Genomic DNA, 26,852 nt, shown 5'->3' on the forward strand with positions numbered 1-26,852 from the left:
GAGTGCCCTGACCGGGGAATCTGATGCGCGTGTCAGGGGCGCCGTCGCCACGCCCTGGGTCCCAGGGCCTGGGCGACGCGCGGGAGTTCCTCGTGCACCAGACGCCCGGCCAGCGCACCGCCGTAGACGACGACACCCACCCCGACCAGCCAGGACTGGACGACCAGGGCGGTTCCGAAGGGGCCGTAGGTGACGGCACTGGACGCGATGAGCGGGGAGAAGACGAGCCGGGAGAAGACCCGGAGACCGAGCAGCCCGACCGCCGTCAGCGCCGCGCCGGGAAGCACCGCGCTCCAGGCGATCCGCCCGCCCAGCAGCATCCGTTGCGACCAGCCGAAGAACAGGACGGCGCTCAGCGTCGCGGCCAGCGTGCCGGCCGCCGAGTGGCGCCACAGCGTGGTGGTCGCGGAGAGGTAGAGGGTCCCGACGAGCACGGCGAGCCACAGCACCTGGCGCCATCTGGCGTACCAGCGGGCCGAGGGCAGTTCCCAGATCTTCTCGTACCCGGTCTGCACCGCCGCCCCGAAGCTCAGGCCGAAGACGGCGAGGGCGGCGAGGCCGAAGGCGGTCGTGGTCTGCAGCACCTGGCCGGGCCGCGCGAACAGCTCCCCGACCTGCTCCCGGGCCTTCCCCGACACCCCGAGCCCGTCCCCCAGCCACTGGGCGAAGCCCCGCCCGTGTTCCGGATCGGCAGCGGAGACGACGACCAGCAGGGGCACCAGCGTGAGGAATCCGAGCGCCGCGAAACCCATCGCCCTGGAGGCCAGTTCGATCTCTTGGCCGCGCTGCCAGCCGCGCTCGACCGGTGAGTCACGGAACACCCGGCGCAGTCGTACCGACGCGGACGAGCTGTCCGCGGCCTCGGGAGACTTCTTCGGCATGGAGGTCGACTATCACACAAACGCGGTGTCATGCGCCCTGCTGACGACCCCGATTTTTCGCCGAAGCGCCGGCGGCGCCGGGACACCTCCGCCCCGCCCGACCTCCCAACGGCCGTTCTCCTGACCGCCGTTCCCCCAAAGCCCGTTCCATGTACGCCTGTTCTCCGTACGCCGCTCGGCTCGGCTCAGCTCTCCTCGACGAGATCCAGCGCTTCGGCCTCGGCTCCGTGGGCGACGTTCGGGGCGAGCTCCGGCACCGGCCACTCCCGCGTGAGCGGCAGCGACACATCGCGCCACCACGGCCGCCCGGGAAGCTCTCCCCCGGGCTCGAACGGCTGCCCCGGGACGGGCACGGCGACCGGCTGCCCGACCGCCTCGCCGGCCGCCAGCGTCCACTCGCCGGGCTCGGCCCACGCGTGCGTGGCCAGGTTGAACGTGCCCCAGTGGATCGGCATCATCGCGCCGTGCGGACGGCCGCCCTGGAGGTCGAGGTGGGCGCGCATGCCCTCCTCGGGCGTCATGTGGATGTCCGGCCAGAAGTCGGAGTACGCGCCGATCTGGATCATCGTGGCGTCGAACGGGCCGTGCTGGGCGCCGATCTCCTTGAAGCCGTCGAAGTAGCCCGTGTCGCCGCTGTGGTAGATCCGGTGCTCGTCCCCGGCGACGGACCAGGAGGCCCAGAGCGTGTGCTGGGTGTTGCGCAGGCCCCGGCCGCAGAAGTGCCGGGCCGGTGTGGCGGTCAGGGTGAGGCCGCCGATCCTCGTCGACTCGTGCCAGTCCAGCTCGCGCAGCCGGTCGGCGGAGACGCCCCAGTGTTCGAGGTGGGAGCCGACACCGAGCGGGACGGCGAACACGGTGTCCGTGCCGGCCAGCGCCTTGATGCTGGGCAGGTCGAGATGGTCGTAGTGGTCGTGCGAGATGACGACGACGTCGACCGGGCCGAGCGCGGCCAGCGGCAGCGGCGCGGGGTGCAGCCGCTTGGGTCCGGCGAAGGAGAACGGGGAGCAGCGCTCGCCCCACACCGGGTCGAAGAGCACCCGGTGTCCGTCGATCTCCGCGAGCACGCTGGAGTGCCCCATCCAGGTCAGCCGCAGGCCGGTGGCGGGCGGCTTGGCGATGTCGGCCAGCGTGGTCGCGTGCACCGGGATCGTGCCCGTGGGGGCGCGGCGGGGGCGCTGCTCCTTGTCGAAGAAGACCTTCGCGAAGTCGACCATGGAGCCGGAGGGGCGGGTCCGGGCGGTGCCGCCGGGGTTCTGGAAGACCCCGTCCTTGAAGTGGGGCGATCTGCGGATGCGCGCGAGGCGCTCACCACTCGGGTCCGCGCCGAAGGCCGCGGGCTGCAGCGCGCGGAGCCCGGAGCTCAGGGAACGGAAACCGGACACAGTACCTCCTGGTGGAGACGGTGAGACATTCCATTATGGTCGGCCCCTCCGACAACACCGGACCGACGGCTTCGCATCCCGAAGTTTCCAAAGAAAACCCAAAGGTACGGCGGAGCGTAACCACGTCATGACGTCCCGTATGCGGACATTTACGCAGGCCGACGCGCCACCGACGATCAGCCCCGTGCGTTGACATGCACCGCTCCGGCTCCAGATACTGACCAGCGATTCAGTAGACGCTCGTCCGTGAGCACCGAGGAGACCGCATGACCGCCCCCCTGATGACGCTCACCTGGACCGACCACCTCACCGGCCGCCAGGGCTTCCTGGTCGTCGACCGGCTGGTTCGGGGCGTCTGCAGCGGCGGGCTGCGCATGCGCGCGGACTGCACGCTCGACGAGGTCACCGGGCTCGCCCGCGGGATGACCATGAAGGAAGCCCTGCACTACGACCCCGAGGGCCGCTACATCCCCCTGGGCGGCGCCAAGGGCGGCATCGACTGCGATCCCCAGGACCCGGGGGCGTACGACCTGCTGGTGCGCTATCTGCGTGCCATGAAGCCGTACATCGAGAACTTCTGGACCACCGGCGAGGATCTCGGTCTCACCCAGGACCTGGTGGACCGGGCGGCGACCGAGGCGGGGCTCGTCTCGTCGATCCAGGCCGTGTACCCGCTGCTGGACGACGAGGTGGCGGCCCGGCGGCGGCTCGCGGACGCGTTCGCCGTCGAGGTGGACGGCATCGGGCTCGACGAACTGGCCGGCGGCTGCGGGGTCGCCGAGTCGGCGCTGGCGGCCCTGGACCGGGCGGGCGTGCCGTACGCGGGCACGCGGGTCGCCGTGCAGGGCCTGGGCACCATGGGCGGCGCCACGGCGCGCTTCCTCGCCCGCGCGGGGCTCGCCGTCGTCGCCGTCGCCGACATCAAGGGCACGATCGCCAACCCGGCCGGCCTCGACGTCGAGGCGCTGCTGGCCGCACGGGACGCGTACGGCACCGTGGACCGCTCCGTGTTGCGCCCGGCCGACCGCGAACTGCCCGGCGACGCCTGGCTGTCCGCCGAGGCGGAGGTGCTGGTGCCGGCGGCCGTCTCGTACGCGATCGACACGGCGAACCAGGGGCGGATCAACGCCCGTTGGATCGTCGAGGCCGCCAACATGCCCGTCCTGCCGGCGGCGGAGCAGCTGCTGGCCGCGCGCGGGGTGACGGTGCTGCCCGACGTGGTCGTCAACTCCGGGACGAACGCCTGGTGGTGGTGGACCCTGTTCGGCGACATCGGTCCGGACGCCGACGAGGCGTTCGCGCACATGCGCCGCTCCATGCGCGCCCTGATCGACCTGACGCTGGCCCGCGCGGAGGACGACGGCACGACCCCGCGGGCCGCCGCCCACGCCATCGTCGCGGACCGGCTGCCGGTGATCGCCGAGCGGTTCGGCTGGTACCGCTGACCAACTCGCCGCCCGTAGGCGGTGAGTGCCGAACCGGTGCGGCGATGTCGCCCGTTGGGGCCGGGTCCGACACCGAGGAGACAACGTCCTGCGCGAACGGAATAGGGTGACCGGGTGGCGAGAGTGCGGTTGAGCGTGGCCGAGCGGCGCGAGGAGTTGCTGCGGGCCGCCATCGAGCAGATCGAGGTACGGGGCGTGGCGGCGGTGAGGATCGCCGACGTGGCCGCGGTGCTCGGCGTGAGCAACGCGCTGGTGCTCTATCACTTCTCCACGAAGGAGAAGCTGGTCGCCGCCGCGTTCACGTACGCCGCCGAGGACGATCTCGCCCATCTGCGCAAGCTGCTCGGCCGCCGGACGACGGCGCTGCGTCGACTGCGTTCGGCGGTGCGCTGGTACGCGCCGACCGGCCCGGCCAAGGGCTGGCGGCTGTGGATCGAGGGCTGGGCGGCGGCCCTGCGCGAGCCCGCGCTGCGGGAGGTCACCCGGGACCTGGACCGGCAGTGGAAGGCCGCGCTCGCCGAGGTCATCGCGGAGGGCGTCGCCGCCGGCGAGTTCCGGTGCCCCGACCCGCACGGCACGGCCCTGCGCCTGACGGCCCTGCTCGACGGGCTCGCCGTCCAGCTGACGTCGTACCCCGGCGCGGTGCCGCGCGCACGGGCGCAGGAGTGGGTGGACGAGGCGGTGGCCCGTGAACTGGGTCTCGCGCAGGAGGCGTTGACCGCTTCGGAGCGATGAAAGCCACCCGGTCACCCCATGCTTCGGGGCCGGCCATCTCCATACTCCAGCGGTGTGGGCCGCGCCGTTTCAGGTCGGCACGGCCCGCACCGCTGGCATCGTTCAGGCCACCCGGGCGATCCGCGACTTGATGTCGTCCGGGGACAGCGCGCCCTTCGCCGTGACGTGGTCGCCCGACGACTCGCCGCGCAGCCGCCGCCCGATCCACGGCACCAGGTACTCGCGCGCCCAGTGCACGTCGTCCCGCCGGACCTCCAGGGTGCCGCGGGGTGGCAGCGGGGGCCAGGCCTGGTCCGGGTCGGCCGGCACCTCGAGACCGAGCACCTGGCCCGCGCGCAGCGCCACACGCGTGTGACCCTCGGGCGAGAGGTGCAGCCGGTCGTCGTCCCAGGCCCGGCGGTCCTGGACGGTCTTCAGGGACCACAGGTCGAGCACGGGACAGCCGTACCGGTCGGCGACCGCGCGCACATGTCCGTTGTAGGTGGCGATCTTGCCGCGCAGATGCTTCAGCACGGGGACGCCTCGGGTGTCGAAGCCGGTCGTCACCAGGACGGTGCCGGCCGACTCGGTGAGCCGGGCGATCGCCAGCTCGAAACGCTCGGCGACCTCGTCGGGGTCGGTGCCGGGCCGGATGATGTCGTTGCCGCCCGCGCTGAAGGAGATCAGGTCCGGGGCGAGTTCGAGGGCCTGCGGAAGCTGGTCCGCCACGATCTGGTCGAGCAGCTTTCCGCGTACGGCGAGGTTGTTGTACGTGAAGTGGCCCTCGGGCTCCCGGTCCGCGAGCAGTACCGCGAACCGGTCGGCCCAACCGACCATCGCCCCGTCGGGGCCGGGGTCGCCGACGCCTTCGGTGAAGCTGTCCCCCACCGCAACGTACGACCCGATCACTGATCTGCTGTCACTCTTCGAATCGTCTGCCACAAGCGAACATGATTCACCTTCGAATGTGACCTACGCGACCGTAGGAAAGGGTTGACGTGCGGTGAGATAAGCCACTCCTAAAGTGTTCACCAAACCAGGAATAGCTTTCCGGCCACGGCTGTTGACGGCTGGAACGCCCTGCCGAAGGCGGCACCACGTCACACCGAAGGCCGGACCCGGGGATCGGGATCCGGCCTTCGGCAGCGTGTCAGGCAGGTGGTGCGGGAGGTGCGTCAGCCGACGGCGACGCCCTTCGTACGGAGGTACGCGACCGGGTCGACGTCGGAGCCGTAGTCGGGGGTCGTACGGATCTCGAAGTGCAGGTGCGGTCCGGTCACGTTGCCGGTCGCGCCGGAGAGGCCTATCTGCTGGCCCTCGGTCACGGTCTGGCCGGCCGAGACGGAGAGCTGCGAGAGGTGGGCGTACTGGGCGTAGTAGCCGTCGTTCAGCTTGATGACGACCTGGTTGCCGTACGCGCCGCCCCAGCCCGCGGAGACGACCGTGCCCGCGGCCACGGCCTTGAGCGAGGTGCCGGTCGGAACGACGAAGTCGACGCCGGTGTGATAGCCGCTGGACCACATGCTGCCGGCGACGCGGTAGCCGGTGCCGATGGTGGCGCCGCTGACCGGGAGGGTGTAGCCGCTGGAGCTGGTGGCGGAGTCGGCGGACTGCGTGCTCGTCGAGTTCGAGGAGGCCTGGCTGTCCGAGGAGGAACTCTTCGAGGAAGACGAGGAGGACGACGAGGAAGAGGGCGCGGACTCGGTGGTGCCGGTCGCGGCCTTCTTGCCGAGCGTGAGCTTCAGACCGGGATGAATGAGCGACGGGTCGTCGCCTACGGCCGCACGGTTGTCCGAGTAGAGCTTCTGCCAGCCGCCGGTGACGTTCTCCTCGTCGGCGATCTTCGCGAGCCAGTCGCCGGACCGCACCGAATAGGTGCGCACACCTTGGGTGTTGGCTGTGCTCTTCTTGGCCGACTTCTGTGCCGTCGACTTCTGCTGGACCGACGTCTTCTCGACATCCGGAAGCGACTGGACGGCCTTTTCCGAAACCGCCTGGGAAGCCGATTCCGAGGTGGCCGCGTGGGCGCCGGTGGCCCCCATGAGCGGGAGGGCGAGCGCGGCGCCCCCGGTGCCGGCGACGGCGATGGTGCGGGTCAGGCGCTGGGACTTGGGGCGGCGGTGCTTACCCTTCGCGGGCATGACGAATTCCTCTCCGGCGCCTGCGAGGTGAGCTGTCGGGTGCGAGCTGGAGATGCCCGGCCGTGCTTTTCGGCACGGCTTTACCCCAAGCCTCTTCCGGAGACCGGAACAGGCGGTTGTACCTGTGGGTCCCCCGCTCCTGCCGTTCACGGGTGAGTTGTGCGGACTCCGGTCGGCGGCAGGATTGGGCGTCCGTCCGGATTGGTGGCGAACGTAAGCGACCAGGACGCGAAGGAACAAGTAGAGGTTCCCTGTGAATACGTTTCTCTTGATCCCTTGTGAGAATTCACGGTCACCCTGCGTGAATTAAGGACCCGCCACCAGGCACAAACACCCTTGAAAAGCACGTGCATTACGTGGACATGCAGAACCACGCACGGTCACGGATATGACGCTCCTCACGTGACGCCACCCCAGTCCGCCTTATTCCAGAGCGAGTTGGAACGAAGGCGAACCAAGGCGCCAATTCGGACAGAAGAGTCAGATGCGACGGAGCCGGAGAACCGTCGCATCGAAGTCGCCGCGCAGTCCGGTCCGAAGTCCGTGATGCAGCAGTACGGCACCCCTGTGAACTTCGCCCGTTTCGAGGCATTCGTACGATGCTGTCGGGTCCAGCCCGCGCAGCCGCAGCGCGGGCACGGGCTCGCCGTAGCTCTGCGCCTGGAGCCAGGCGAGGACCACGGACTCGTCCCCGAGTACGTACTGGACGGCACTGAGCCCGCCCTGCGGGGCCCGCAGCCGGTAGAGGTCACCCTGCTGCACGAGGCGCCGGATCTCCTTGTACAGGGCGACCCAGTCGCCCGCCTCGGCCAGCTCCTCCTCGGTCCACCGGGTGAGGTCGCCGCCGACGCCCAGCACGCCCGCCATGGAGCTCACGAACCGGAAGCGCAGCGAGCTGACCCGGTCGTTGAGCTGGGTGTTGGGGCTGTCGGTGACCCAGGCGGCCATCACGCGCGCGGGGTGGATCTGGGTGAAGCCGTGCTGGATGGCGAGCCGGTCGAGCGGGTCGGTGTTGTCGGAGGTCCACACCTCGTCCGTGCGACTGATGATCCCGAGGTCGATCCGCCCGCCGCCGCCCGAGCAGGACTCGAAGGAGACTCCCGGGTGCGCCGCCCGCAGCCGGTCCAACAGGGCGTACAGCGCGTGCACATGGTCGATCCACAGCCGCTGCGGATACGCCTCGCCGGGCCAGCCGGCGTCGGTGAAGCAGCGGTTGAAGTCCCACTTGACGTAGTCGATCGGGGCGCTGGAGAGGATGGCGTCGAGCTTCTCCCAGAGGTACTCCTGGACGTCCGGCCGGGCCAGGTTGAGTACGAGCTGATTGCGGAACTCCGTCCGCTTTCGTCCCGGTTGGAACTGCACCCAGTCGGGGTGCGCGCGGTACAGGTCGCTGTCCGCGTTGACCATCTCGGGCTCGACCCAGATGCCGAACTGCATGCCGAGCGCGTGCACCTCGTCGGCGAGCGGCTTCAGGCCCCCGGGGAAGCGGTCGGGGTTGGGCGTCCAGTCGCCGAGTCCGGCCCGGTCGTTGACACGCTTGCCGAACCAGCCGTCGTCGACCACGAACAGCTCGACACCGATCGCCGCGGCCTGCCGGGCGAGGGCGCCCTGCTGCTCCTCGGAGATGTCGAACTCGGTGGCCTCCCAGGAGTTGAACAGCACGGGCCGGTCCCGGTCCGCGTCCGGGATGACGTACGTCCGCTGGTAGGCGTGCCAGGCACGGCTCGCGCCGCCGAAGCCTCCGTCGCTCCACAGACCGGCGAAGACAGGGGTGGTGAAGGACTCCCCCGCCGCGAGACGCAGCAGCCCGGATTCGTCGTACCCGACGCCACCGTTGATCTGCACGCGCGCGTCGGGGAGTTGCGCCACCGCGATCCGCCAGGAGCCCGACCACCCGAGCGCGCAGCCGTACACCTCACCGCGCTCCTCGGTCGCGTCGGTGTCCAGGGCGACCCAGGGCAGGTGCTGGTGGCTGGTGTGGCCGCGGCGGCTGCCGATGACCTTCTCGCCGTAGGTGAGCGGTACCGAGGCCAGCTGTGACTCCGCCGCCCACCGGCCGTGCAGGTGCGACAGCCGCCAGCCCTCGCGGTCGGGCAGCGTCCAGGTCGCCGAGTCCGCGCGCAGCAGCTCCACGACCGGCCCCTCGTTGTCGAGGGTCACCCAGCGCTCCACGACGTCGTGCCGCATCCGGTAGTGCAGGGTGATGGCGAGCCCGTCGTCCCGGAAGCGCAGCCGCAGTTCGCCGTCCTCGCCCTCTTCGGACTCGTACGCCTCGAACCGCCACTCCGTGCCGCGCCGCTCCTCGGTGCGCACCGACAGGGCGGGCCGGACGAAGCGCGGGCCGCCCTCGACGGGGTACTCCTCGCGCCCGTCGAGCTGCGACTCGAAGCCCCGGTACTCGGGCTGCGGAAGCGCGGCCAGCGCCTCGGCGTCGGCGAGCTCGATCCGGGGGCCCCAGTGCAGATGCAGCAGGACGTCGTCCTCGGTGAGATGGACGGCGTAACTGCTCAGCGGCCCCGAGAGGAGCCACGTACGACCGTTGTCGGCGATCTCCAGCATCAAGCTCCCACACTTCCCAACAGACGCGACCAAGGACCAACATCATCAATGGTCGTGCCGCCCGAGGCAACGCCTGTGGACAACTCATTGCCCCCGGAACCTGTGTCGTATCGTCGAAGACGCACCCCGTCGGCCATCATGCCGAGCCGCGCCGGCCGGGTGGACTGGGAGGAGCCCCCGTGACGCAGCAGATCCCGTCGACCGAGCCCGAGCTGACCGGAGTCCGCAATTTCCGCGATGTGGGCGGGCTGCCGACGGTGGACGGACGGCGGGTGCGGCAGGGAGTGCTGTTCCGCAGCGGGCATCTGGCGCACGCGACCGCGGAGGACGCGGTGTTCCTCTCGTCCCTGGGGCTGCACACGATCTTCGACTTCCGCAACGCGGCCGACCAGAAGCTGGAGGGCCCGGACGTCGAGCTGCCGGGTGTGCTGAACGTGAACCTCCCGCTCACCGACCCGGCCCACGGCGCCGACTTCTGGACGATGGTCCGGGACGGCGAGATCGAGCAGCTGCGCGAGATCCTCGGCGACGGCAAGGCCGCGAACCGGATGATCAGCTCCTACCGCACGATCATCAAGGGCCGCACCGCCGAGCACGCACGCGTACTGCACGCGCTCGCCGAGGACAGCGTGCCCGCGCTGATGCACTGCGCGGCGGGCAAGGACCGCGCGGGCCTGTCCATAGCCGTGACGCTGCTCGCCCTGGGCGTCGAACGCGAGGCGATCATCGCCGACTACCTGGAGTCGAACGCGAAGCACCGCCGCTACAAGGTGCGCCGCAGCAGCGGTGCCGAGTCCGCGTACTCCCCCGAGGTCATGGAGCTGCTCAGCCCCCTCTTCGAGGCGCGCGCCGAGTATCTGGCGGCGGCCTTCGACACCATCGAGGAGACGTGGGGCGACGTCGACACCTACCTGGAGCAGGGCCTGGGCGTCACCCCTGAGATCCGGGAGCGGCTGCGCGAGCGCCTGCTCGACTGACCACGGCGGCCAACCGGCCGACGGTCGGCACTACTTGGCGCCCGCGCCGACCTCGAACAGCAGGAACAGGAACGCCGCGAACACGTGCCCGGCGGCGATGTAGATGAGCAGCCGCACCCACAACGCGCGCGGGATCTTGTCTTCCATGTCTCTCATGGCGTCTCTCCGGTGATGGGGCCCAGGCACAGCGTGGCCGTGGGGCTCTGCAGCAGGGTGTGGACGAACAGCAGCTCGACCCCGTCGGGGTCCTGGGCCGCGATCCGGTGCGGGGTGAGGGAGTCGAAGTGCGCGCTGTCGCCGGGGGCGAGGAGGTGCGCGGTGTCCCCGAGGCGCAGCCGCAGCCGGCCCTTGAGGACGTAGAGCCACTCCTCGCCGGGATGCACGCGCACGATGTCGCCCTGCGAGCCGTGCGGCACATGGACGCGCAGGGCCTGCATGCCGCGGCCGGGCGCGCCGGCCGGCCAGTAGGTCCAGCCGCCGGCCGCGGTCGGTTCCATGTCGGCGGCGCGCACGACGGAGTCCCGGTCGGCGACCGTCTCGCCGAGCAGCTCCGAGACCGTCGTACCGTAGATACGGGCGAGGGCGAGCAGCATCGGCAGCGAAGGCTGGCGCTGCCCGGTCTCCAGTCGGGAGAGGTGGGCCGGCGACAGCCCGGCGGCGCGGCCCGCCGCCTCCAGCGTGAGGGAGGCACGGCGGCGCAGGGCGCGCAGCTGTGGAGCGACGACGGGCAGGATCTCGTCCGGCCCGTCCGCCGGCTCCGTCTCGGGAGAGCTCATGCTCTCCATTCAGCCGCAGGCTTGTCTCTGGGGCAAATTTCTTGCCTCAGAGACAAAACCCGCAGCCCCGCCGCGAGCGACGCCCGCTAGCGGTTGGCGACCGCCTGCTTCACCAGCGTCTTGCTGAAGTCCCACATCAGCCCGCCACCGCTGTGCGCGTCGTCCATCACGGCCGTGAAGGCGTCCACGAACCGGTCCACCTCCCGCTCACCGACGACCAGCGGCGGGATCAGCTTGATCACCTCCAGGTGGTCGCCGGAGACCTGGGTGAGGATCCGGTGCCGTTGCAGGAGCGGTACGACGACCATCTGCGCGAACAGGCCCTTGCGCGCGGCCTGCAACATCGTCCAACGGCCGCGCAGCTTCAGCGACTTGGGCCGGCCGAACTCGATGCCGATCATCAGGCCCCGGCCGCGCACGTCGGCGAGCAGCTCGTACTTGTCGATCAGCGCCGCGAGCCGCGTCCTCAACAGGTCCCCGGTCACCCGGGCGTTGGCGATGATCTGCTCGTTCTCCATGACGGACAGCACGGCGAGGCCCGCCGCCATGGCCTGCGCGTTGGACCCGAAGCTCGCCGAGTGGACCAGCACGCGGTCCATCGACGAGTAGACCTTCTTGAAGATCCAGTCCTTGCCGAGGGTGGCCCCGACGGGCACATAGCCGCCCGAGAGGGCCTTGGCCACGCAGACCAGGTCCGGCTCGACGCCCTCCTCGTGCTGGTAGGCGTAGAAGTCGCCGGTGCGGCCGAGGCCGGTCTGCACCTCGTCGGCGATGAGCAGCGCCTTGTGCTGACGCAACAGCTCCTGGGCGGCCCGCAGATAGCCGGGCGGGGCCTCGTGCACGCCCTTGCCCTGGATCGGCTCGACGACCAGCGCGGCGACGTCGCCCTTCTTCAACTCCCGGGCCAGGGCGTCGAGATCACCGAGCGGCACCGCCGTGTCGGGCAGCAGCGGGGCGAAGCCGTCCCGGAAGCCGTCCTCGCCGTTGACCGACAGGGAGCCGGTGGTCAGGCCGTGGAAGGCGTGGTCGCAGTACAGGACCCTGGGCTTCCCGGTGGCGTACCGGGCGAACTTCAGCGCGGTCTCGACGGCCTCCGTGCCGCTGTTGCCGAAGAACACGCGGTCCAGGTGCGGGCTGTGGGACAGCAGCTTCTCGGCGAGCAGCCCGGGCAGCGGCTGGCAGTCGAAGCGCGTGAGGTCGGCGAGGTCGGCGTCGAGGACGTCGTGCAGCGCCTTGCGGACGACGGGGTGGTGGCGCCCCAGGCCCATCACCCCGAACCCGGCCAGCATGTCCAGGTAGTCGTTGCCGTCCGCGTCCCAGAAGTAGGCGCCCTCGCCGCGCTCGTAGACCTTGTCGAAGCCGATCGTGTGCAGCATGCGCGGCAGTTGGTGGTTCAGGTACTTGCCGTGCAGCTCGTAGCGCTCGGCTCCGCGCTCGGCCAGCAGCGCGGCGAGGTCGAACTCCTTGGTCATTCAGCTTTCTCCTTGACTGGGCCGTCCAGCTGCTCCTTGGCGGCCAGACTCGCGCCGATCCGTCCCGCCACCTCGACCGGCGTGAGGCCGATGTCGGCCAGCACCTCACCGCGCTTGGCGTGCGCGAGGAACTGTTCCGGGATGCCGAACCGCCGTACGGGGACGTCGACTTCGGCGTCGCCCAGCGCGAGCGCCACCGCCGCGCCGACGCCGGAGGCCCGGCTGTTGTCCTCGACGACGGCCACCAGACGGTGTTCGGCGGCGAGGCCCGGGAGCGCCGGGTCGACGGGTTTGACCCAACGGGGGTCCACGACCGTGCAGTTGATGCCGCGGGCCGACAGCAGCTCGGCCGCCTGGAGGCAGACGGGCGCCATCACGCCGACGGCCACCAGCAGCACGTCCGGCCGCTCGCCCCGGTGCAGGACGTCGATGCCGCCGATCCGGTCCACCGCCGGGATCCGCGGGCCCACCGACTCCTTGGGGAAGCGGATCAGCGTCGGCGCGTCGTCCACGGCGACGGCCTCGCGCAGTTGGGCGCGGAGTTGGTCGGCGTCGCGCGGGGCGGCGATTCTGAGGCCGGGCACGACCTGGAGGATCGACATGTCCCACATGCCGTTGTGCGAGGCCCCGTCGACGCCCGTGACGCCGGCCCGGTCCAGGACGAAGGTGACCCCGCAGCGGTGCAGGGCCACGTCCATCAGGAGCTGGTCGAAGGCACGGTTGAGGAAGGTGGCGTAGACGGCGACGACCGGATGGAGCCCGCCCGTCGCCAGGCCGGCCGCGGACACCGCCGCGTGCTGCTCGGCGATGCCGACGTCCCACACCCGGTCCGGGAAGCGCGCGGCGAACTTGCCGAGCCCCACCGGGTGCAGCATGGCCGCGGTGATCGCCACGACGTCGTCCCGCTCCTCGCCGATCGCGAGGATCTCGTCGCCGAACACCGAGGTCCAGGAAGGCCCGTTGGAGGGCGTGAGCGGCTCGCAGGTGAGCGGGTCCATCACGCCGACGGTGTGGAAGTGGTCCTCCTCGTGGGCGAGGGCGGGTTCGTAGCCGCGCCCCTTCTCCGTGAGGCAGTGCACGAGCACCGGCCCGTGGAACCGTTTCGCCCGGCGCAGCGCCGACTCGACGGCCCCGAGGTCGTGCCCGTCGATCGGACCGACGTACTTCAGGCCCAGGTCCTCGAACATGCCCTGCGGCGCGAACGCGTCCTTGAAGCCCTTCTTCGCGCCGTGCAGCGACTCGTAGAGGGTGTTGCCGACGACGGGGGTGCGCAGGAGGACGTCCTTGCCCCAGGCGAGCACCTTCTCGTAGCTGTCGGTGGTGCGCAGGGTGGCCAGGTGGTTGGCGAGGCCGCCGATGGTGGGCGCGTAGGAGCGCTCGTTGTCGTTGACGACGATGATCAGTGGCCGGTCCTTGGCGGCCGCGATGTTGTTCAGCGCCTCCCACGCCATCCCGCCGGTGAGCGCGCCGTCGCCGATCACCGCGACGACGTGGCCCTTCTCCCCCTGCACCTGACGGGCCTTGGCGAGCCCGTCGGCCCAGCCGAGCGCGGTGGACGCGTGGCTGTTCTCGACGATGTCGTGCTCGGACTCCTCGCGCGAGGGGTAGCCGGACAGGCCCCCCTTGCCGCGCAGCTTCGAGAAGTCCTGACGGCCTGTCAGCAGCTTGTGCACATAGCTCTGGTGACCGGTGTCCCACACGATGCGGTCCACCGGCGACTCGAAGACCCGGTGGAGGGCGATGGAGAGTTCCACCACCCCCAGATTGGGCCCGAGATGACCTCCGGTCCTGGCCACCGCGTGCACCAGGAACTCCCTGATCTCTTCGGACAGTTCACCGAGTTCCGCCTCGGACAGCGCCTTAAGGTCGCGTGGTCCCCGGATGCTCTCCAGAATCGTCACGCTCGGGCCCCCTTCGGTCCGTGCTGTTCAGCTCACGGTGACGGCCGGCTCCCCCGACGCGACGCCGTCCTGCTCCATCTGTTCGGCGATCTTCATCGCTTCCTCGATGAGGGTCTCCACGATCTTCGACTCGGGCACGGTCTTGATGACCTCGCCCTTGACGAAGATCTGCCCCTTGCCGTTGCCGGAGGCGACCCCCAGGTCCGCCTCGCGCGCCTCACCGGGTCCGTTGACCACGCACCCCATGACGGCGACCCGCAACGGGACTTCCATGCCCTCCAGGCCGGCCGTGACCTCGTCGGCCAGCTTGTAGACGTCGACCTGGGCGCGCCCGCAGGACGGGCAGGAGACGATCTCCAGCCGCCGCTGCTTGAGATTGAGCGACTCCAGGATCTGGAGGCCGACCTTGACCTCCTCGGCGGGCGGCGCCGACAGCGACACCCGGATGGTGTCGCCGATGCCCTGGCTGAGCAGCGCGCCGAAGGCGACGGCCGACTTGATCGTGCCCTGGAAGGACGGGCCCGCCTCCGTCACGCCGAGGTGCAGCGGGTAGTCGCTCTGCGCGGCGAGCTGCCGGTAGGCCTCGATCATCACGACCGGGTCGTTGTGCTTGACCGAGATCTTGATGTCCCGGAAGCCGTGCTCCTCGAAGAGCGACGCCTCCCACAGCGCGCTCTCGACGAGTGCTTCCGGCGTCGCCTTGCCGTACTTCTGCAGCAGCCGCTTGTCGAGCGATCCGGCGTTGACGCCGATCCGGATCGGCGTGCCGTGCTCCTTCGCGGCCCGCGCGATCTCCTTCACCTTGTCGTCGAACTGCTTGATGTTGCCGGGATTGACGCGAACGGCCGCGCAGCCCGCCTCGATCGCCGCGAACACGTACTTCGGCTGGAAGTGGATGTCCGCGATCACCGGGATCTGCGACTTGCGGGCGATCGTCGCCAGCGCGTCCGCGTCGTCCTGCGTGGGACAGGCGACGCGCACGATCTGGCAGCCGGACGCGGTGAGTTCGGCGATCTGCTGGAGAGTGGCGCCGATGTCCGAGGTGCGGGTCGTCGTCATCGACTGCACCGACACCGGGGCGCCGCCCCCGACCGCCACCGGCCCGACATGGATCTGCCGCGACACGCGCCGCTCGGCGATCGGCCGGGCCGGTACCTCGGGGACTCCCAAGGAGATGGCGGTCATCGTGCTACTCCCGGTTTCCGGAGACCGTCTCGCGCATGGCGCGCAGCGACTCCTTCAGGGACCCCATGGTGGCGAGGACGGCGGTGGGCTCGTAGCCGCAGTGCGCCATGCAGTTGGCGCAGCGCGGGTCCTTGCCGCGGCCGTACTTGTCCCAGTCGGTCTCCTCGATGAGTTCGCGGTACGTGGGCACGTACCCGTCGCTCATCAGGTAGCAGGGGCGCTGCCAGCCGAAGAGCGAGTAGTTCGGGATCGCCCACGCGGTGCACGGGAAGTCGACCTTGCCCTCCAGGAAGTCCAGGAAGAGCGGGGAGTGGTTGAGCCGCCACTTCTTGCGGTTGCCGCCCGAGAAGGCCTTCTTGAACAGCTCCCGGGTCTGCTCCACGCCCAGGAAGTGCTCCTGGTCGGGCGCCTTCTCGTAGGCGTACGCGGGCGAGATCATCATCTCGTCGACCTTGAGGTCGTCGTTGAGGAAGTTGAGCACCTCGATGATGGTCTGCGGGGTGTCGGTGTTGAAGAAGGTCGAGTTGGTGGTGACCCGGAAGCCGCGCTTCTTGGCCTCCTTGATCGCCGCCACCGCCTCGTCGAACACACCCTCCTTCGCCACCGACTCGTCGTGGCGCTCACGCAGTCCGTCGATGTGCACGGCGAACGCGAAGTAGGGCGAGGGCGTGAACTTGTCCATCTTCTTGCGCAGCAGCATGGCGTTGGTGCAGAGGAAGACGTACTTCTTCTTCGCCACCAACTGCCGCACGATCTCGTCGATCTGAGGGTGCATCAGGGGCTCGCCGCCCGCGATGGACACCATTGGCGCACCGGACTCCAGCACCGCCCCGACGGCCTGGGCGACCGGCATGCGCTGCTTGAGCACTCCGGCCGGGTGCTGGATCTTGCCGCAGCCCTCGCACTTCAGGTTGCACGCGAAGAGAGGTTCGAGCTCCACGATCAACGGGAACTTGTCCCGCTTACGGAGCTTCTGTTCGGCCAAGTATGTAGCGACCTTGATGGACTGACGCAGCGGCATGGCCATCTGGCTCACCTCCTGGGGAGCAGCAAAGAACGGTGCCATTCGAAGAAAGCTGGAAGTACGGAACGAAGGACGCGGAAAGCTGATATTCCACCGCGCACCGTGCCGATCCGGACGAGTTCATGTTCAGGAGCGTCCACGACCACCCGTACGGCCGCAACAGGGCGCTCACCGGTGCGGACGGCGCTCAGGAGCGTCGCCGCGGACTCCATGTCGACCGCGATTGCGCCGGTCGCGAGCAACTCCGACCGTTCGTGACCGCGGATGACGTGATCGGAGCCGGTGAGCGGTCCGGTGTGGACCGTGCGCCCGGGCACGGCGCGCATGAGCTCCTTGACCAGCAGGTCGGTTCCGACGCACGGGACGTTCCCGCGCGAGTGCCAGGTCTCCTCGGCGACGACCAGGTCGCCGGGGTGCATCCCCGGTGCCAGCCCCGCACAGAAGCCCGTGGCGAGGACGGCGGCCCCCGCGAGCTCCGGCTGGGCCAGCATCCGGGTGGTGGAGGCCTCGGCGGCCTCCGGTCCCATGCCCGTGCGCAGGACGGTGACCGGCCCGTCGGCCCCGCGGTGGTCGCGGCTGCGCAGGGCGAGGCTCTCGATGCCGAGAGCGCAGGCGATCACCAGCGGAGCCGGTGCGGACGGTGTGCTCATCAGCCCCCCTCGACCTCTGGGAAGGGTTTCTTCGCGAAGGGCTCCCCGTGCACGTACCGGCCGAGGGCGGTGAGCGGGAACACCTGCCGGTAGAGGTGGTAGTTGATGGAGAAGTCCCCCGGGAAGCCGGTCCCGGTGAAGTAGGGCTCGTCCCAGGAGCCGTCCTCCAACTGGGTGACGGCGAGCCACTCCACCCCGCGCTCGACGGCCTTGGAGTCGTGCTCTCCGGCCGCCAGCAGGGCCATCAGCGCCCAGGCCGTCTGCGAGGGGGTGGAGGCGCCGCGCCCGCTCCACTTCTTCGCGTCGTCGTAGGACCGCAGGTCCTCGCCCCAGCCGCCGTCGTCGTTCTGGACCGACTCCAGCCAGCTCACCGCCCGGCGGATCGCCGGGTGCGAGCCGGGCAGGCCCGCGGCGGCGAGGGCGGGTACGACCGACCCGGTGCCGTAGATGTAGTTGACGCCCCAGCGCCCGAACCACGAGCCGTCCGGCTCCTGTTCGGTGAGCAGCCACTCGATGCCGCGCCGGGTGCGCGGATCGTGCGAGAGCCCCTCGACGGCCAGCATCTCCACCACGTGCGCCGTCACGTCGGACGACGGCGGATCGATGACCTCACCGAAGTCGCAGAACGGCAGCCGGTTGGGGAACGGGCTGGTGTTGTCGACGTCGAAGGCGCCCCAGCCCCCGTTCTTCGACTGCATCCCGAGGTTCCAGCGCACCCCCCGCCCGATCGCCTTCTCCACCCGCTCCGGGTCGTGATGCCGGACCCGGCGCAGCGCGAGGACGACCTCGGCGGTGTCGTCGATGTCGGGGTAGTTGTCGTTGTGGAACTCGAACGCCCAGCCGCCCGGCGGCAGTTGGGGTCGCTTCACGGCCCAGTCGCCCGGTCTGACGATCTCCTCACCGAGCATCCAGTCCGCCGCTCTGACGAGTTGCGGATGGTCGGCGGGCACGCCCGCGTCGACCAGCGCGATGGTGGCGAGGCAGGTGTCCCACACCGGCGACTGGCAGGCCTCGATCATCCGGGCCCCGTCCTCGCGCCAGACGGCGAACCGGTCCAGGGACGCCAACCCCTCGCGCATGACCGGGTGTTCGAGGTCGTAGCCGAGCAGCGACAGCGCGATCACCGAGTACACCGCCGGCGGCTGGATGCCGCCCCAGGCGCCGTCGTTCTCCTGCCGCTCGACGATCCAGCGGGCGGCGGAGTTCATGGCCGCCCGCCGCAACCGGCGCGGCGCGACCTTGCGTAGTTGGTGCAGCGCCTTGTCCAGCCGCTGGAAGGCACCGTCCCAACTCACCGCCGGGGCAAGGGGCTTGGGCGGATTCGGCCGGGCGGGGTCGGTGTGCAGCTCGTCCAGCGCGAACGGCGCGGGCCGTACCGGCCGCTTCGCGGAGACGACGGTGAGCGGGACGATGGTCTGCCGCGCCCAGCACCCGAAGTCGTAGATGTTGAGCGGGACCCACTTGGGGAAGAAGATGAGCTCCGGCGGGAGTTCGGGCAGGTCCTCCCACTTCCACCAGCCGAACAGGGCGAGCCAGATCCGGGTGAAGACCCGGGCCGAGGCCACGCCGCCCCGGCCGCGGATCCACGCCGAGGCCTTCGCCATGTGCGGGGCGTCCGGCGCGTCGCCGGCCAGCCGCAGGGCGACGTACGCCTCGATGGTGGTGGAGAGTTCGCCAGGGCCGCCGTAGAACGAGGCCCAGGTGCCGTCCTCGCGCTGCTCGCCGCGGATGAACAGGCCCGCGGCGCGCGTGGTCTCCTCGTCGCGGATCCCCAGGAACTGACGCAGGAGCAGGTCCTCGGCGTCCATGGTGACGTTCGTCTCCAGGTCGCCCTTCCACCAACCCTGGGGGTCCTGCCGCGACAGCAGGTAGTCGGTGGCGCGTTGTACGGCCCGTACGGCGGTGTCCGGTCCCCCCGCCGCCACGGGGGTCGTGCTGTCGGTTTCGCGGGCCGCGGCAGCGCGGGGCGGCATGGCCCCGGTGCTTCCGTCGGTCGTCGCTGTCATGGCTTCCCCTTCGTGCAGTCGTTCAAATCGTGCTGCTGTGGGTCCGCCGTCGGCCGGTGCGCGGGTGGTGCCCAGGGCACCGGTCGGCGACTACGCGAGGGTTATTCGACCGATAGTGATCATCTCTTTCGTACGACGACGAAGTCGGCGAGCGCCGCGAACTGTGCCCGCACCCGGTCGGGCATGTCGATGGCGTCCAGGGCTTCGATGGCGGTGGTGTGCTGACGGCGTGCTTCCTCGGCCGTCCATTCGCGACCGCCCGCCTTCTCGATGAGGTCGGCGCGGGCCGCGAACTCCTCCTCGGAGAAGTTCTCGAAGTCGCTGCTCTTGGCGTCCGCGGCGAGCATCTCGCCGAGCCGCTCGGAGGCGGGACCGCCCGCCGCGAGCGCGGCCACGACCGGCAGGGACTTCTTGCGCTGGCGCAGGTCGCTCCAGGCCTGCTTGCCGGTCGAGACCGGGTCGCCCCAGATGCCGAGGAGGTCGTCCACGGCCTGGAAGGCCAGGCCGAGGTGGTGACCGTACTTCTCCAGCGTGTCGGCGGTGCGGTCGTCCGCGCCGCCGAGCACCGCGCCGACCGAGGAGGCGCAGGCGAGCAGGGCACCGGTCTTGTTGCCCTCCATCTCCAGGCACTCCTCGACGCTGACGCGGTCGCGGTGCTCGTAGGAGATGTCCTGGGCCTGTCCGTCGATGAGGGCGCGGGTGGCGGTGGTCAGGCGGCGGGCGGCGCGGCCGGCCTCGGCGGTGCCGAGCTCCAGCAGCACCTCGTTGGCGAGGGCGAACAGGGCGTCGCCGACCAGGATCGCCTGGGCGGGGCCGTGCACCTTCCAGACGGTGTCACGGTGGCGGCGCTGTTCGTCGCCGTCCATCAGGTCGTCGTGCAGCAGCGAGAAGTTGTGGACCAGCTCGACGGCGACCGCGCCGGGGATGCCGACCTCGGGCGCGGCGCCGGTGACCTCGGCCGACAGCACCGCGAGGGCGGGACGTACGGCCTTGCCGCCGTCGCCGTGCGCGGGGTTGCCGTCGGCGTCGATCCAGCCGAAGTGGTAGGCGGAAACGGTGTCCATGGGAGGGGCCAGGCGGTCGATGGCCGCCCGCAGTACCGGTGTGGCCAGGGTCCGGCCGCGCTCCAGGAGCGCGGTCACGTCCACCGCGTCGGCAGCCGTCGAGGCCGGGGGCACAGTGGGCACAGTCTCTCCTCTTGTTGCGGTACCGGAGGTGCGGGGGTCGCCTGCCGCCTGCTGATCGAGCGTCACGCCGCCTCCTCGACTTCGAAGAGGTGACGGGGGCGGGGCCGGCCCAGGGCGGCGAGAGCGGCGTCCGCCGCGCTCACCCCACTGCGGACCGCACTCTCCATGGTCGCGGGCCACCCTGTGGCGGTCCACGTACCGGCCAGGTACAGGCCGGGGGCTTTGGTGCGGGCGCCGGGCCGCAGCCGCCCGACGCCGGGGGTCGGAGCGAACGTCGCCGTGCGCTCCCTGGTCACGAAGAAGTCCCTCACCTCGGCGCCACGGGTGCCGGGCAACAGCCGCTCCAGCTCCGGGAGGTAACGCTCCTTCAGCTCGGCCACCGGCGCGTCGATCTCGTCCTGGGCGGCCGACTGGGAGAGCGCAAGGTACTGGCCCTCGCGCAGCCCAGAGGCGTCGGTCCGGTCGAAGACCCACTGCACCGGGGTGCCGAGCGCGGCGAAGAAGGGCTTGTCGAGCACCTTGCGGTCGTAGACGACGTGCACGTTGAGGATCGGCGCGGTGGCGATGTCGAGGAGCCGTTCGGGGGCGTCGAGCGCGCCCGCGGGCAGCAGATCGTGGGCCTCGCGCTGGGCCACGGCGAGGACGACCGTGTCCGCCTCGATGGTCTCGCCGGGAACCTGAACGCTCCAGCGCCCGTTCTCGTCAGTAGAGATGGAGGTGACTCGTGTACGGATCTCGGTACGCACGCCCGCGGAGTCGAGCGCCTTGCGGGCCAGCCGGTCATGCAGTTCACCCAGCGGGACGTGCGCCCATCCGATGTCGGCCGCGCCCGGTTCGGACAGCAGACCGGTCTTGAACACCATCGCGGCGAGCCCCAGCGAGGCGTCGCCCGCGACCGCGTTGAGAGTGGCGACCCCGACCAGGTCCCACAGGGCCTCGATGGCACGCGCCGACTGACCGTGCGCGGTCAGCCAGCTGCCGAAGTCCTGTGCGTCCAGGCTCGGATCGGCGAGGTCGAGCCCTTTGAGCGCGAGCGCGGCACGTCCGACCTTGGCACGCTCGGCGAGCGAGAGATGCGGGTAGGTGGCGAGGCTGCGCCCCAGGTGCAGCGGTACCGGCAGCGCGTCGCGGCGCAGCCGTCCCAGCCGCCGTCCCTCCGGCTTGTCGACGTCGAGCACGGGCACGTCGAGACGATCCTGCAGCGGTGCCAGCGCCGTGCCCTCGATCCGGTCGAGGAACCAGCGGTAGGCGGTGCAGCAGCGCAGGTACACGTGCTGGCCGTTGTCGACGGTCAGTTCGCCGCGCTGGAAGGAGAAGGCCAGGCCACCCAGTCTCGGCCTGCCCTCGACCAGGGTGACGCGGACACCCGCGTCGGCCAGTGCGAGCGCGGCGGTGATGCCGGCGAGCCCGCCGCCGACCACGACGGCGTCCCGCCCGGCATGTGCCGGGACGTCCGCGGGCAGCCCCTCGGACTGCGTCCCGTCGGTCATCGTGCGCCCTCCCCCGAGCGGCCGCCGCGGTCGAACTCCGCGCGGCGGGCCGTTGCAGTCATGGACGCCGTCCGCGACCGGAGGGTTGCGCGCCGTTTTTCTCCGGTGGAATCACCTTGGACCGAATTGTCCATCAGGCGCGCCTCCTGATGGTCCTCCGCGTCACACCGCGGGCGTCCAGGCCGGACAGCCCGCGCACGGCGACGTACGCCTTCTCCCGCCCGGGCAGCGAGACCCGGCCGCGCAGCACGGCCTCCGGGTCGCGCTCGATCCGGTCGAGCAGCCGGCGGTAGATCCCGGCCATGGCGGCCACGCAGGCGCCGCTCCGCCGGTCGAGCATGGGGAGCAGCCGGTAGCCCTCGGCGAAAAGGGTGCGGGCCCGTCGCACTTCGAAGTGGACGAGACCCGCGAAGTCGGAGCCCTCCGGCGGGGTCGGCCCGTCGAACCCGGCCGAGCACCCGAATTTCGCGAGGTCGTCGGCGGGCAGATAGGTCCGCCCGTTCTCGGCGTCCTCGCGGACGTCCCTGAGGATGTTGGTGAGCTGCAGCGCAAGGCCGAGCGTGTCGGCGTACTCCGACGCGCGCTCGACGCCGGGCGCCCCCGGCTCGGGGCCGAACACACCGAGCGAGAGCCGCCCGATCGCGCCCGCCACGCACCGGCAGTAGACCTTCAGGTCGTCCCAGGTCTCATAGGTCTCGCCCTGTACGTCCATCAGGACGCCGTCGATCAGCTCGTCCAGGCCGTCGAGCGGGATCGGGAAGGCCTGGGCGGCATGGGTGAGGGCGACCGCGACCGGGTCGGTGTCGTCCTCGTCGACCGTCCCCTCGCGGACCCGGGTCAGCAGCGCCCGGGTCTCCTCGAGTCTCGCGCTCTTGACGTCGACCGCCAGCGTGCCGTCCCCGATGTCGTCGACCCGCCGGGAGAACGCGTACAGCGCCGACATGGCGCGTCGCTTCGGCGTGGGCAGCAGGCGGATCCCGTAAGCAAAGTTACGGGCCTGCTGTCCGGTGACGGCCTCGCAGTAGCTGTAGGCGGCGAGTACCGGCGGGGACACCTGTGGTGCGTCCACGGTCCGGATCACCCCTCTCCTCGCAGAGTCACGCCCACCTCGCGCAGCAGCTGGATCTTGCCGGGCTTGGGCGGGCCGGGAAGTACGTCGTATTCAGCGGCGGCGATCGCCTTGATCGCCGCCCTCCCCCCTGCCACGAACCCCGCGAGCAGCAGCTTCAACCTGCCGTGGACGCTACCCACCAGGGGGGCGCCTTCATTCAGGAGATCGCGTGCGCGTTCCGCTTCGTATGCAACCAGGGCGCGTACCGACGCGCCCGCGCTGGCCGTGGCGAGATCCGTTTCCTGGACATGGAACCGCTTCATGTCCTCGGCGGGCAGGTAGATGCGGTCGTTGCCGAGATCCTCGGCCACGTCCTGCAGGTGTTCGACGATCTGAAGTGCGGTACAGATCGCGTCCGAGAGATGGATCCGCTCGGGGGTCGAGGTGCCGGTGACCGAGAGGACGAGGCGACCGACGGGGTTGGCCGAGAGCTCGCAGTAGGCGAGCAGGTCGTCGTAGGTCTCGTAGCGGCTGACCAGCTGGTCCTGGCGGTTGGCGGCGATCAGGCCGAGGAAGGGCTCGGGGGTCAGCGCGCAGCGGCGGACGGTCGGCTGGAGGCGGCGCAGCAGGGGGTGGCGCGGGGTCGCGTCGAAGACCCGGTGCAGGTCGTCCTCGAAGGCGTCCAGGAGCAGCAGCCGGTCCTCGGCCGCCGCGGGCTCCACGCCGAGCAGCCGGGCGTCGGCGCCGCCGGGGGCCAGGTCGCCGTCGCCGATGTCGTCGACGAGGCGGGCGAAGCCGTAGACCGCCATCAGGTCGGTGCGCCAGGCCTTGGGCAGGAAGAAAGGTGCCACGGGGAAGTTCTCGCCCGCGGCCTTGTCGAGCGTGCCGCGCTCCGGATCACCGGAGGCCGGCGTACCGGTTCCCGTCACCGCTCACTTCCCGGCGCGGGGACGGCACAGGCAGCTCCGTTGAGCTGGGGAGTTTCCGTAGCCATTGCCGTCACATCTCCCGTTCTACACTGCCGACCCAATACACACTATTTCGGACACGCCGCCCAGCCGTCCGCACAGTCGTCCCGTACGAGGGTGTCGCGCATTATCGCCCCACTTGCCGCGTTTCGGGACCGGTCCAGCTTACGTTGTACAACGCAGCGAGGTTCTCTGGGGTGTCCTGCACATCACAAGAACACACCGATTGGCGCCAAGATTCCTAAGGCGACCACGAGTTGACGTTTCCTTTGCAGACGCGGGGCCCCGCCGGAGAGGTTCCGGCGGGGCCCGTGGAAGCGTGGTGGGCCGGACTGCCCATGTCGGGGTGGACTACTTGCCCGTGAACTTCTCGTACTCCTGGAGGACCTCTTCGGTGGGTCCGTCCATCCGCAGCTCACCGCGTTCCAGCCACAGCACGCGGTCGCAGGTGTCCCGGATCGACTTGTTGTTGTGACTGACGAGAAACACCGTGCCGGCTTCCTTGCGCAGCTCGCGGATGCGCTCCTCGGAACGTTTGCGGAAGGCCGCGTCGCCGGTGGCGAGGGCCTCGTCGATCATGAGGACGTCGTGGTCCTTGGCGGCGGCGATGGAGAAGCGCAGCCGGGCCGCCATGCCGGAGGAGTAGGTGCGCATCGGCAGGGTGATGAAGTCGCCCTTGTCGTTGATCCCGGAGAAGTCGACGATCTCCTGGTAGCGCTCCCTGATCTGCTCGCGGGACATGCCCATGGCGAGCCCGCCCAGGATGACGTTCCGCTCACCGGTCAGGTCGTTCATCAGGGCCGCGTTCACGCCGAGCAGGGAGGGCTGGCCACCGGTGTAGACGCGGCCGCTCTCGGCGGGCAGCAGACCGGCGATGGCGCGCAGCAGGGTCGACTTGCCGGAGCCGTTGGAACCGATCAGACCGATGGCCTCGCCGCGGTAGGCGACGAACGAGACGCCCCGCACGGCGTGCACCTTGCGCACGCCCCGCTCTTCGCCGCGCTTGATGATCCGGCTCAGCGCGGAAGTGGCGCTGCCCTTGCCGGTCTTGGCGCCGTTGACGCGGTAGACGATGTGCAGTTCCTCGGCGACGACGGTGGGGATGCGGTCCGCACCCTGCTCGCCAGCCTGCTCGACGGGATTGTGCTCAGCCACGGCCGTACCTTTCCTCCGCCTTCCAGAAGTAGACGAACCCGCCGACGGCCAGGCACACCGCCCACAGGACCGCGACCGCCCAGACGTGGTCGGGGAGGTTCTCGGCGCCGTAGCCGTCGATGAGCGCGAAGCGCATCAGGTCCATGTAGATCGCCGCCGGGTTCCACTGCAGGACGTTCGCCAGCCACTGCGGCTTGTCGGCCAGGAAGATCGGGATGGAGAACATCACGCCGGACGCGTACATCCAGGTGCGCAGCACGAACGGCATCAGCTGCGCGAGGTCCGGGGTCGCGGAACCGGCCCGGGCGAAGACCAGGGCGAGTCCGGTGTTGAAGAGGAACTGAAGGGCGAGCGCCGGCACGATCAGCAGCCAGGACAGGTCCGGATAGCTGCCGAAGGCGGCGGCCACCACGAACAGCACGATCAACGAGTAGAGCAGCTGCTGGAGTTGCTGGAGCGCGAAGGAGATCGGCAGCGAGGCGCGCGGGAAGTGCAGGGCGCGGACCAGGCCGAGGTTGCCGGAGATCGCGCGGACGCCGACCATCACCGAGCTCTGCGTGAAGGTGAACACGAAGACGCCGGTGACCAGGAACGGGATGTAGACGTCGTGCGACAGGCCGCGGTTCGCCTTCAGGATCATGCCGAAGATGAAGAAGTAGACCGCCGCGTTCAGCAGCGGGGTCACCACCTGCCAGAGCTGGCCGAGCTTCGCCTGGCTGTACTGGGCGGTCAGCTTCGCCCGCGAGAAGGCGAGGATGAAGTGCCGCCGGTCCCAGAGTTGGCGGACGTACTCGACGAGGGAGGGCCGGGCCCCGCTCACGGTCAGCCCGTACTTGGAGGCGAGCTGGGCCGCCGTGAGGCCCTCGGCGGGCACCGCGGGGGCACTCGGTGCGACCGTGCCGTCGTGCGTTGTCTCACTCACCAGTGGAAAACCTTCGTCTTCGGGATGCGCACCCGTGCGGGCTGGCATGGGACCGGGGCCGATCGGACCCGACGGCTCACAGCAAAGAGCTTGTCAGATCACAGGGGGGCGGCCCAGTCGGGTCAGCCGCCACACCGTACGCCACTTCATGGGCCTGCGCGGTCCGCAGGGCGTGCTCCAGCCCTCCCGGAAGCCGCCGAACCACGCCCGCAGGGCGGACCGCGAGGGGCGGCGGACGAGGGTGAGCAGCAGCCAGCTGCCGAGGTAGACCGGGACCAGGGGCGCGGGGAGATTGCGGCGGGCGAGCCAGACGCGGTTGCGGGCGACCATGCGGTGGTAGACCGCGTGCCGCGAGGGGGCGGTCGTGGGGTGGTAGAGCACCATGTCGGACCGGTAGTCGATCATCCAGCCCGCGTCCAGGGCCCGCCAGGCCAGGTCGGTCTCCTCATGGGCGTAGAAGAACGCGTCCGGGAGGCCGCCGACCTCGGCGAAGACCTTGGTGCGGACGGCGTTGGCGCCGCCGAGGAAGGTGGTGACCCGGGAGGAGCGCATCGGGTCGGCGGCGCGCAGGCGCGGGACGTGCCGGCGCTGGGTGATCCCGGTCTCGGGATCGGCGATGCGGAAACTGATGATGCCGAGTCGGGGGTCGTCCTCGAAGGCCCGGCGGCACAGCTCGGCGGTGTCGTGCTGCGCGAGCAGGCCGTCGTCGTCGAGGAACATCAATATGTCTACATCTCGACCACTGGGGCCGAAGGCCTCGATGCCGACGTTGCGGCCGCCGGGGATGCCGAGGTTCTCCGACAGCTCGATCGTGCGCACGCCGTCCGGGACGTCCGGGACCGGCGAGCCGTTGCCGACGACGACGACCTCGACCGGGTCGCCGTCCTGCTTGCCGACCGAGTCGAGCAGGGCCCGCAGCTCGTCGGGGCGGTTGCCCATGGTGATGATCACCGCGCCGACCCGCAT

General features: G+C 70.4%; 24 protein-coding genes and 1 riboswitch. Of the genes, 3 read left to right on the forward strand and 21 right to left on the reverse strand.

Annotated elements, in window-relative coordinates; translation table 11 throughout:
- Window positions 1-32: 32 nt before the first annotated feature.
- Together ACIP6U_RS03295 and ACIP6U_RS03300 are read right to left on the reverse strand one after the other, a co-directional pair.
- On the reverse strand, window positions 33-881 hold the full coding sequence (locus ACIP6U_RS03295; RefSeq protein ID WP_401712160.1) for a YhjD/YihY/BrkB family envelope integrity protein: 849 nt from the start codon (window positions 879-881) through the stop codon (window positions 33-35).
- Between the two features lie 185 nt (window positions 882-1,066).
- The gene (locus tag ACIP6U_RS03300; RefSeq protein WP_401712163.1) at window positions 1,067-2,263 is read right to left on the reverse strand and encodes an MBL fold metallo-hydrolase; all 1,197 of its coding nucleotides are present in this window, start codon (window positions 2,261-2,263) and stop codon (window positions 1,067-1,069) included.
- Between the two features lie 266 nt (window positions 2,264-2,529).
- Here ACIP6U_RS03300 and ACIP6U_RS03305 point away from each other — a divergent pair, with 266 nt between their 5' ends.
- Window positions 2,530-3,708 (forward strand): Glu/Leu/Phe/Val dehydrogenase dimerization domain-containing protein, encoded by a 1,179-nt coding sequence (locus tag ACIP6U_RS03305; protein WP_401712166.1) that lies wholly within the window; start codon window positions 2,530-2,532, stop codon window positions 3,706-3,708.
- A gap of 114 nt (window positions 3,709-3,822) precedes the next feature.
- Complete coding sequence (locus tag ACIP6U_RS03310; protein WP_401712169.1) at window positions 3,823-4,443, forward strand: TetR/AcrR family transcriptional regulator; 621 nt, start codon at window positions 3,823-3,825, stop codon at window positions 4,441-4,443.
- 102 nt (window positions 4,444-4,545) lie between these two features.
- Here the strand turns inward: ACIP6U_RS03310 and ACIP6U_RS03315 are convergent, their stop codons facing one another.
- The 3 genes from ACIP6U_RS03315 to ACIP6U_RS03325 all read right to left on the reverse strand — a co-directional run bounded on the left by ACIP6U_RS03315 (window position 4,546) and on the right by ACIP6U_RS03325 (window position 9,122).
- Window positions 4,546-5,331 (reverse strand): SGNH/GDSL hydrolase family protein, encoded by a 786-nt coding sequence (locus ACIP6U_RS03315; RefSeq protein ID WP_401712171.1) that lies wholly within the window; start codon window positions 5,329-5,331, stop codon window positions 4,546-4,548.
- Window positions 5,332-5,597: 266 nt separating this feature from the next.
- Window positions 5,598-6,563 (reverse strand): peptidoglycan DD-metalloendopeptidase family protein, encoded by a 966-nt coding sequence (locus tag ACIP6U_RS03320; protein WP_401712174.1) that lies wholly within the window; start codon window positions 6,561-6,563, stop codon window positions 5,598-5,600.
- A 4-nt stretch (window positions 6,564-6,567) separates the two neighbouring features.
- Window positions 6,568-6,737: riboswitch (cyclic di-AMP (ydaO/yuaA leader) on the reverse strand.
- 306 nt (window positions 6,738-7,043) lie between these two features.
- The gene (locus ACIP6U_RS03325; protein ID WP_401712177.1) at window positions 7,044-9,122 is read right to left on the reverse strand and encodes an alpha-galactosidase; all 2,079 of its coding nucleotides are present in this window, start codon (window positions 9,120-9,122) and stop codon (window positions 7,044-7,046) included.
- 179 nt (window positions 9,123-9,301) lie between these two features.
- On the opposite strand from ACIP6U_RS03325, the gene ACIP6U_RS03330 reads away from it, so the two are divergent.
- Window positions 9,302-10,099: a tyrosine-protein phosphatase gene (locus ACIP6U_RS03330; RefSeq protein WP_401712180.1), complete on the forward strand. Its 798-nt coding sequence runs from the start codon at window positions 9,302-9,304 to the stop codon at window positions 10,097-10,099.
- Between the two features lie 30 nt (window positions 10,100-10,129).
- Here ACIP6U_RS03330 and ACIP6U_RS03335 read toward each other — a convergent pair whose 3' ends face one another.
- The 16 genes from ACIP6U_RS03335 to ACIP6U_RS03410 form a co-directional block, all read right to left on the reverse strand.
- A complete protein-coding gene (locus ACIP6U_RS03335; RefSeq protein WP_124002036.1) occupies window positions 10,130-10,255 on the reverse strand; it encodes a DUF6126 family protein in 126 nt (41 codons plus the stop codon).
- A complete protein-coding gene (locus ACIP6U_RS03340; RefSeq protein ID WP_401712183.1) occupies window positions 10,252-10,875 on the reverse strand; it encodes a helix-turn-helix domain-containing protein in 624 nt (207 codons plus the stop codon). The genes ACIP6U_RS03335 and ACIP6U_RS03340 overlap by 4 nt, the downstream gene beginning before the upstream one ends.
- 86 nt (window positions 10,876-10,961) lie before the next feature.
- A complete protein-coding gene (locus tag ACIP6U_RS03345) occupies window positions 10,962-12,347 on the reverse strand; it encodes an aspartate aminotransferase family protein (RefSeq protein ID WP_401712186.1) in 1,386 nt (461 codons plus the stop codon).
- On the reverse strand, window positions 12,344-14,248 hold the full coding sequence (gene dxs / locus ACIP6U_RS03350) for a 1-deoxy-D-xylulose-5-phosphate synthase (RefSeq protein WP_401712189.1): 1,905 nt from the start codon (window positions 14,246-14,248) through the stop codon (window positions 12,344-12,346). The genes ACIP6U_RS03345 and dxs overlap by 4 nt, the downstream gene beginning before the upstream one ends.
- A 27-nt stretch (window positions 14,249-14,275) precedes the next feature.
- Window positions 14,276-15,433 (reverse strand): flavodoxin-dependent (E)-4-hydroxy-3-methylbut-2-enyl-diphosphate synthase, encoded by a 1,158-nt coding sequence (gene ispG, locus ACIP6U_RS03355; protein WP_401712192.1) that lies wholly within the window; start codon window positions 15,431-15,433, stop codon window positions 14,276-14,278.
- Window positions 15,434-15,437: 4 nt separating this feature from the next.
- Window positions 15,438-16,460: an adenosyl-hopene transferase HpnH gene (gene hpnH / locus ACIP6U_RS03360; protein ID WP_401712908.1), complete on the reverse strand. Its 1,023-nt coding sequence runs from the start codon at window positions 16,458-16,460 to the stop codon at window positions 15,438-15,440.
- Window positions 16,461-16,465: 5 nt separating this feature from the next.
- Window positions 16,466-17,107 carry a 1-hydroxy-2-methyl-2-butenyl 4-diphosphate reductase gene (locus ACIP6U_RS03365; RefSeq protein WP_401712195.1) on the reverse strand — a complete coding sequence of 214 codons (642 nt, stop codon included), beginning with the start codon at window positions 17,105-17,107 and terminating at the stop codon, window positions 16,466-16,468.
- Window positions 17,107-19,113 carry a squalene--hopene cyclase gene (gene shc, locus ACIP6U_RS03370; protein WP_401712198.1) on the reverse strand — a complete coding sequence of 669 codons (2,007 nt, stop codon included), beginning with the start codon at window positions 19,111-19,113 and terminating at the stop codon, window positions 17,107-17,109. The genes ACIP6U_RS03365 and shc overlap by 1 nt, the downstream gene beginning before the upstream one ends.
- A 119-nt stretch (window positions 19,114-19,232) precedes the next feature.
- Complete coding sequence (locus ACIP6U_RS03375; RefSeq protein WP_401712201.1) at window positions 19,233-20,300, reverse strand: polyprenyl synthetase family protein; 1,068 nt, start codon at window positions 20,298-20,300, stop codon at window positions 19,233-19,235.
- A gap of 62 nt (window positions 20,301-20,362) precedes the next feature.
- Window positions 20,363-21,790, reverse strand: a complete 1,428-nt coding sequence (hpnE, locus tag ACIP6U_RS03380) for a hydroxysqualene dehydroxylase HpnE (RefSeq protein WP_401712205.1) — start codon at window positions 21,788-21,790, stop codon at window positions 20,363-20,365.
- Window positions 21,787-21,924 carry a DUF6380 family protein gene (locus tag ACIP6U_RS03385; protein WP_401712208.1) on the reverse strand — a complete coding sequence of 46 codons (138 nt, stop codon included), beginning with the start codon at window positions 21,922-21,924 and terminating at the stop codon, window positions 21,787-21,789. Before ACIP6U_RS03385 ends, hpnE begins: the two co-directional genes overlap by 4 nt.
- Window positions 21,924-22,871, reverse strand: coding sequence for a presqualene diphosphate synthase HpnD (hpnD, locus tag ACIP6U_RS03390; RefSeq protein ID WP_401712211.1), 948 nt, complete (start codon window positions 22,869-22,871; stop codon window positions 21,924-21,926). The genes ACIP6U_RS03385 and hpnD overlap by 1 nt, the downstream gene beginning before the upstream one ends.
- Complete coding sequence (gene hpnC / locus ACIP6U_RS03395) at window positions 22,868-23,770, reverse strand: squalene synthase HpnC (protein ID WP_401712214.1); 903 nt, start codon at window positions 23,768-23,770, stop codon at window positions 22,868-22,870. Before hpnC ends, hpnD begins: the two co-directional genes overlap by 4 nt.
- A gap of 390 nt (window positions 23,771-24,160) precedes the next feature.
- Entirely contained in the window at window positions 24,161-24,964 is an 804-nt protein-coding gene (locus ACIP6U_RS03400) for an ABC transporter ATP-binding protein (RefSeq protein ID WP_401712217.1), read from the reverse strand.
- Window positions 24,957-25,886: an ABC transporter permease gene (locus tag ACIP6U_RS03405; protein ID WP_401712220.1), complete on the reverse strand. Its 930-nt coding sequence runs from the start codon at window positions 25,884-25,886 to the stop codon at window positions 24,957-24,959. Before ACIP6U_RS03405 ends, ACIP6U_RS03400 begins: the two co-directional genes overlap by 8 nt.
- 93 nt (window positions 25,887-25,979) lie before the next feature.
- Window positions 25,980-26,852, reverse strand: coding sequence for a glycosyltransferase family 2 protein (locus tag ACIP6U_RS03410; RefSeq protein WP_401712911.1), 873 nt, complete (start codon window positions 26,850-26,852; stop codon window positions 25,980-25,982).

Origin of the sequence: Streptomyces sp. NPDC088794 (assembly GCF_044750545.1) — a bacterium.
In the GTDB taxonomy this organism is placed as follows: Bacteria; Actinomycetota; Actinomycetes; order Streptomycetales; family Streptomycetaceae; genus Streptomyces.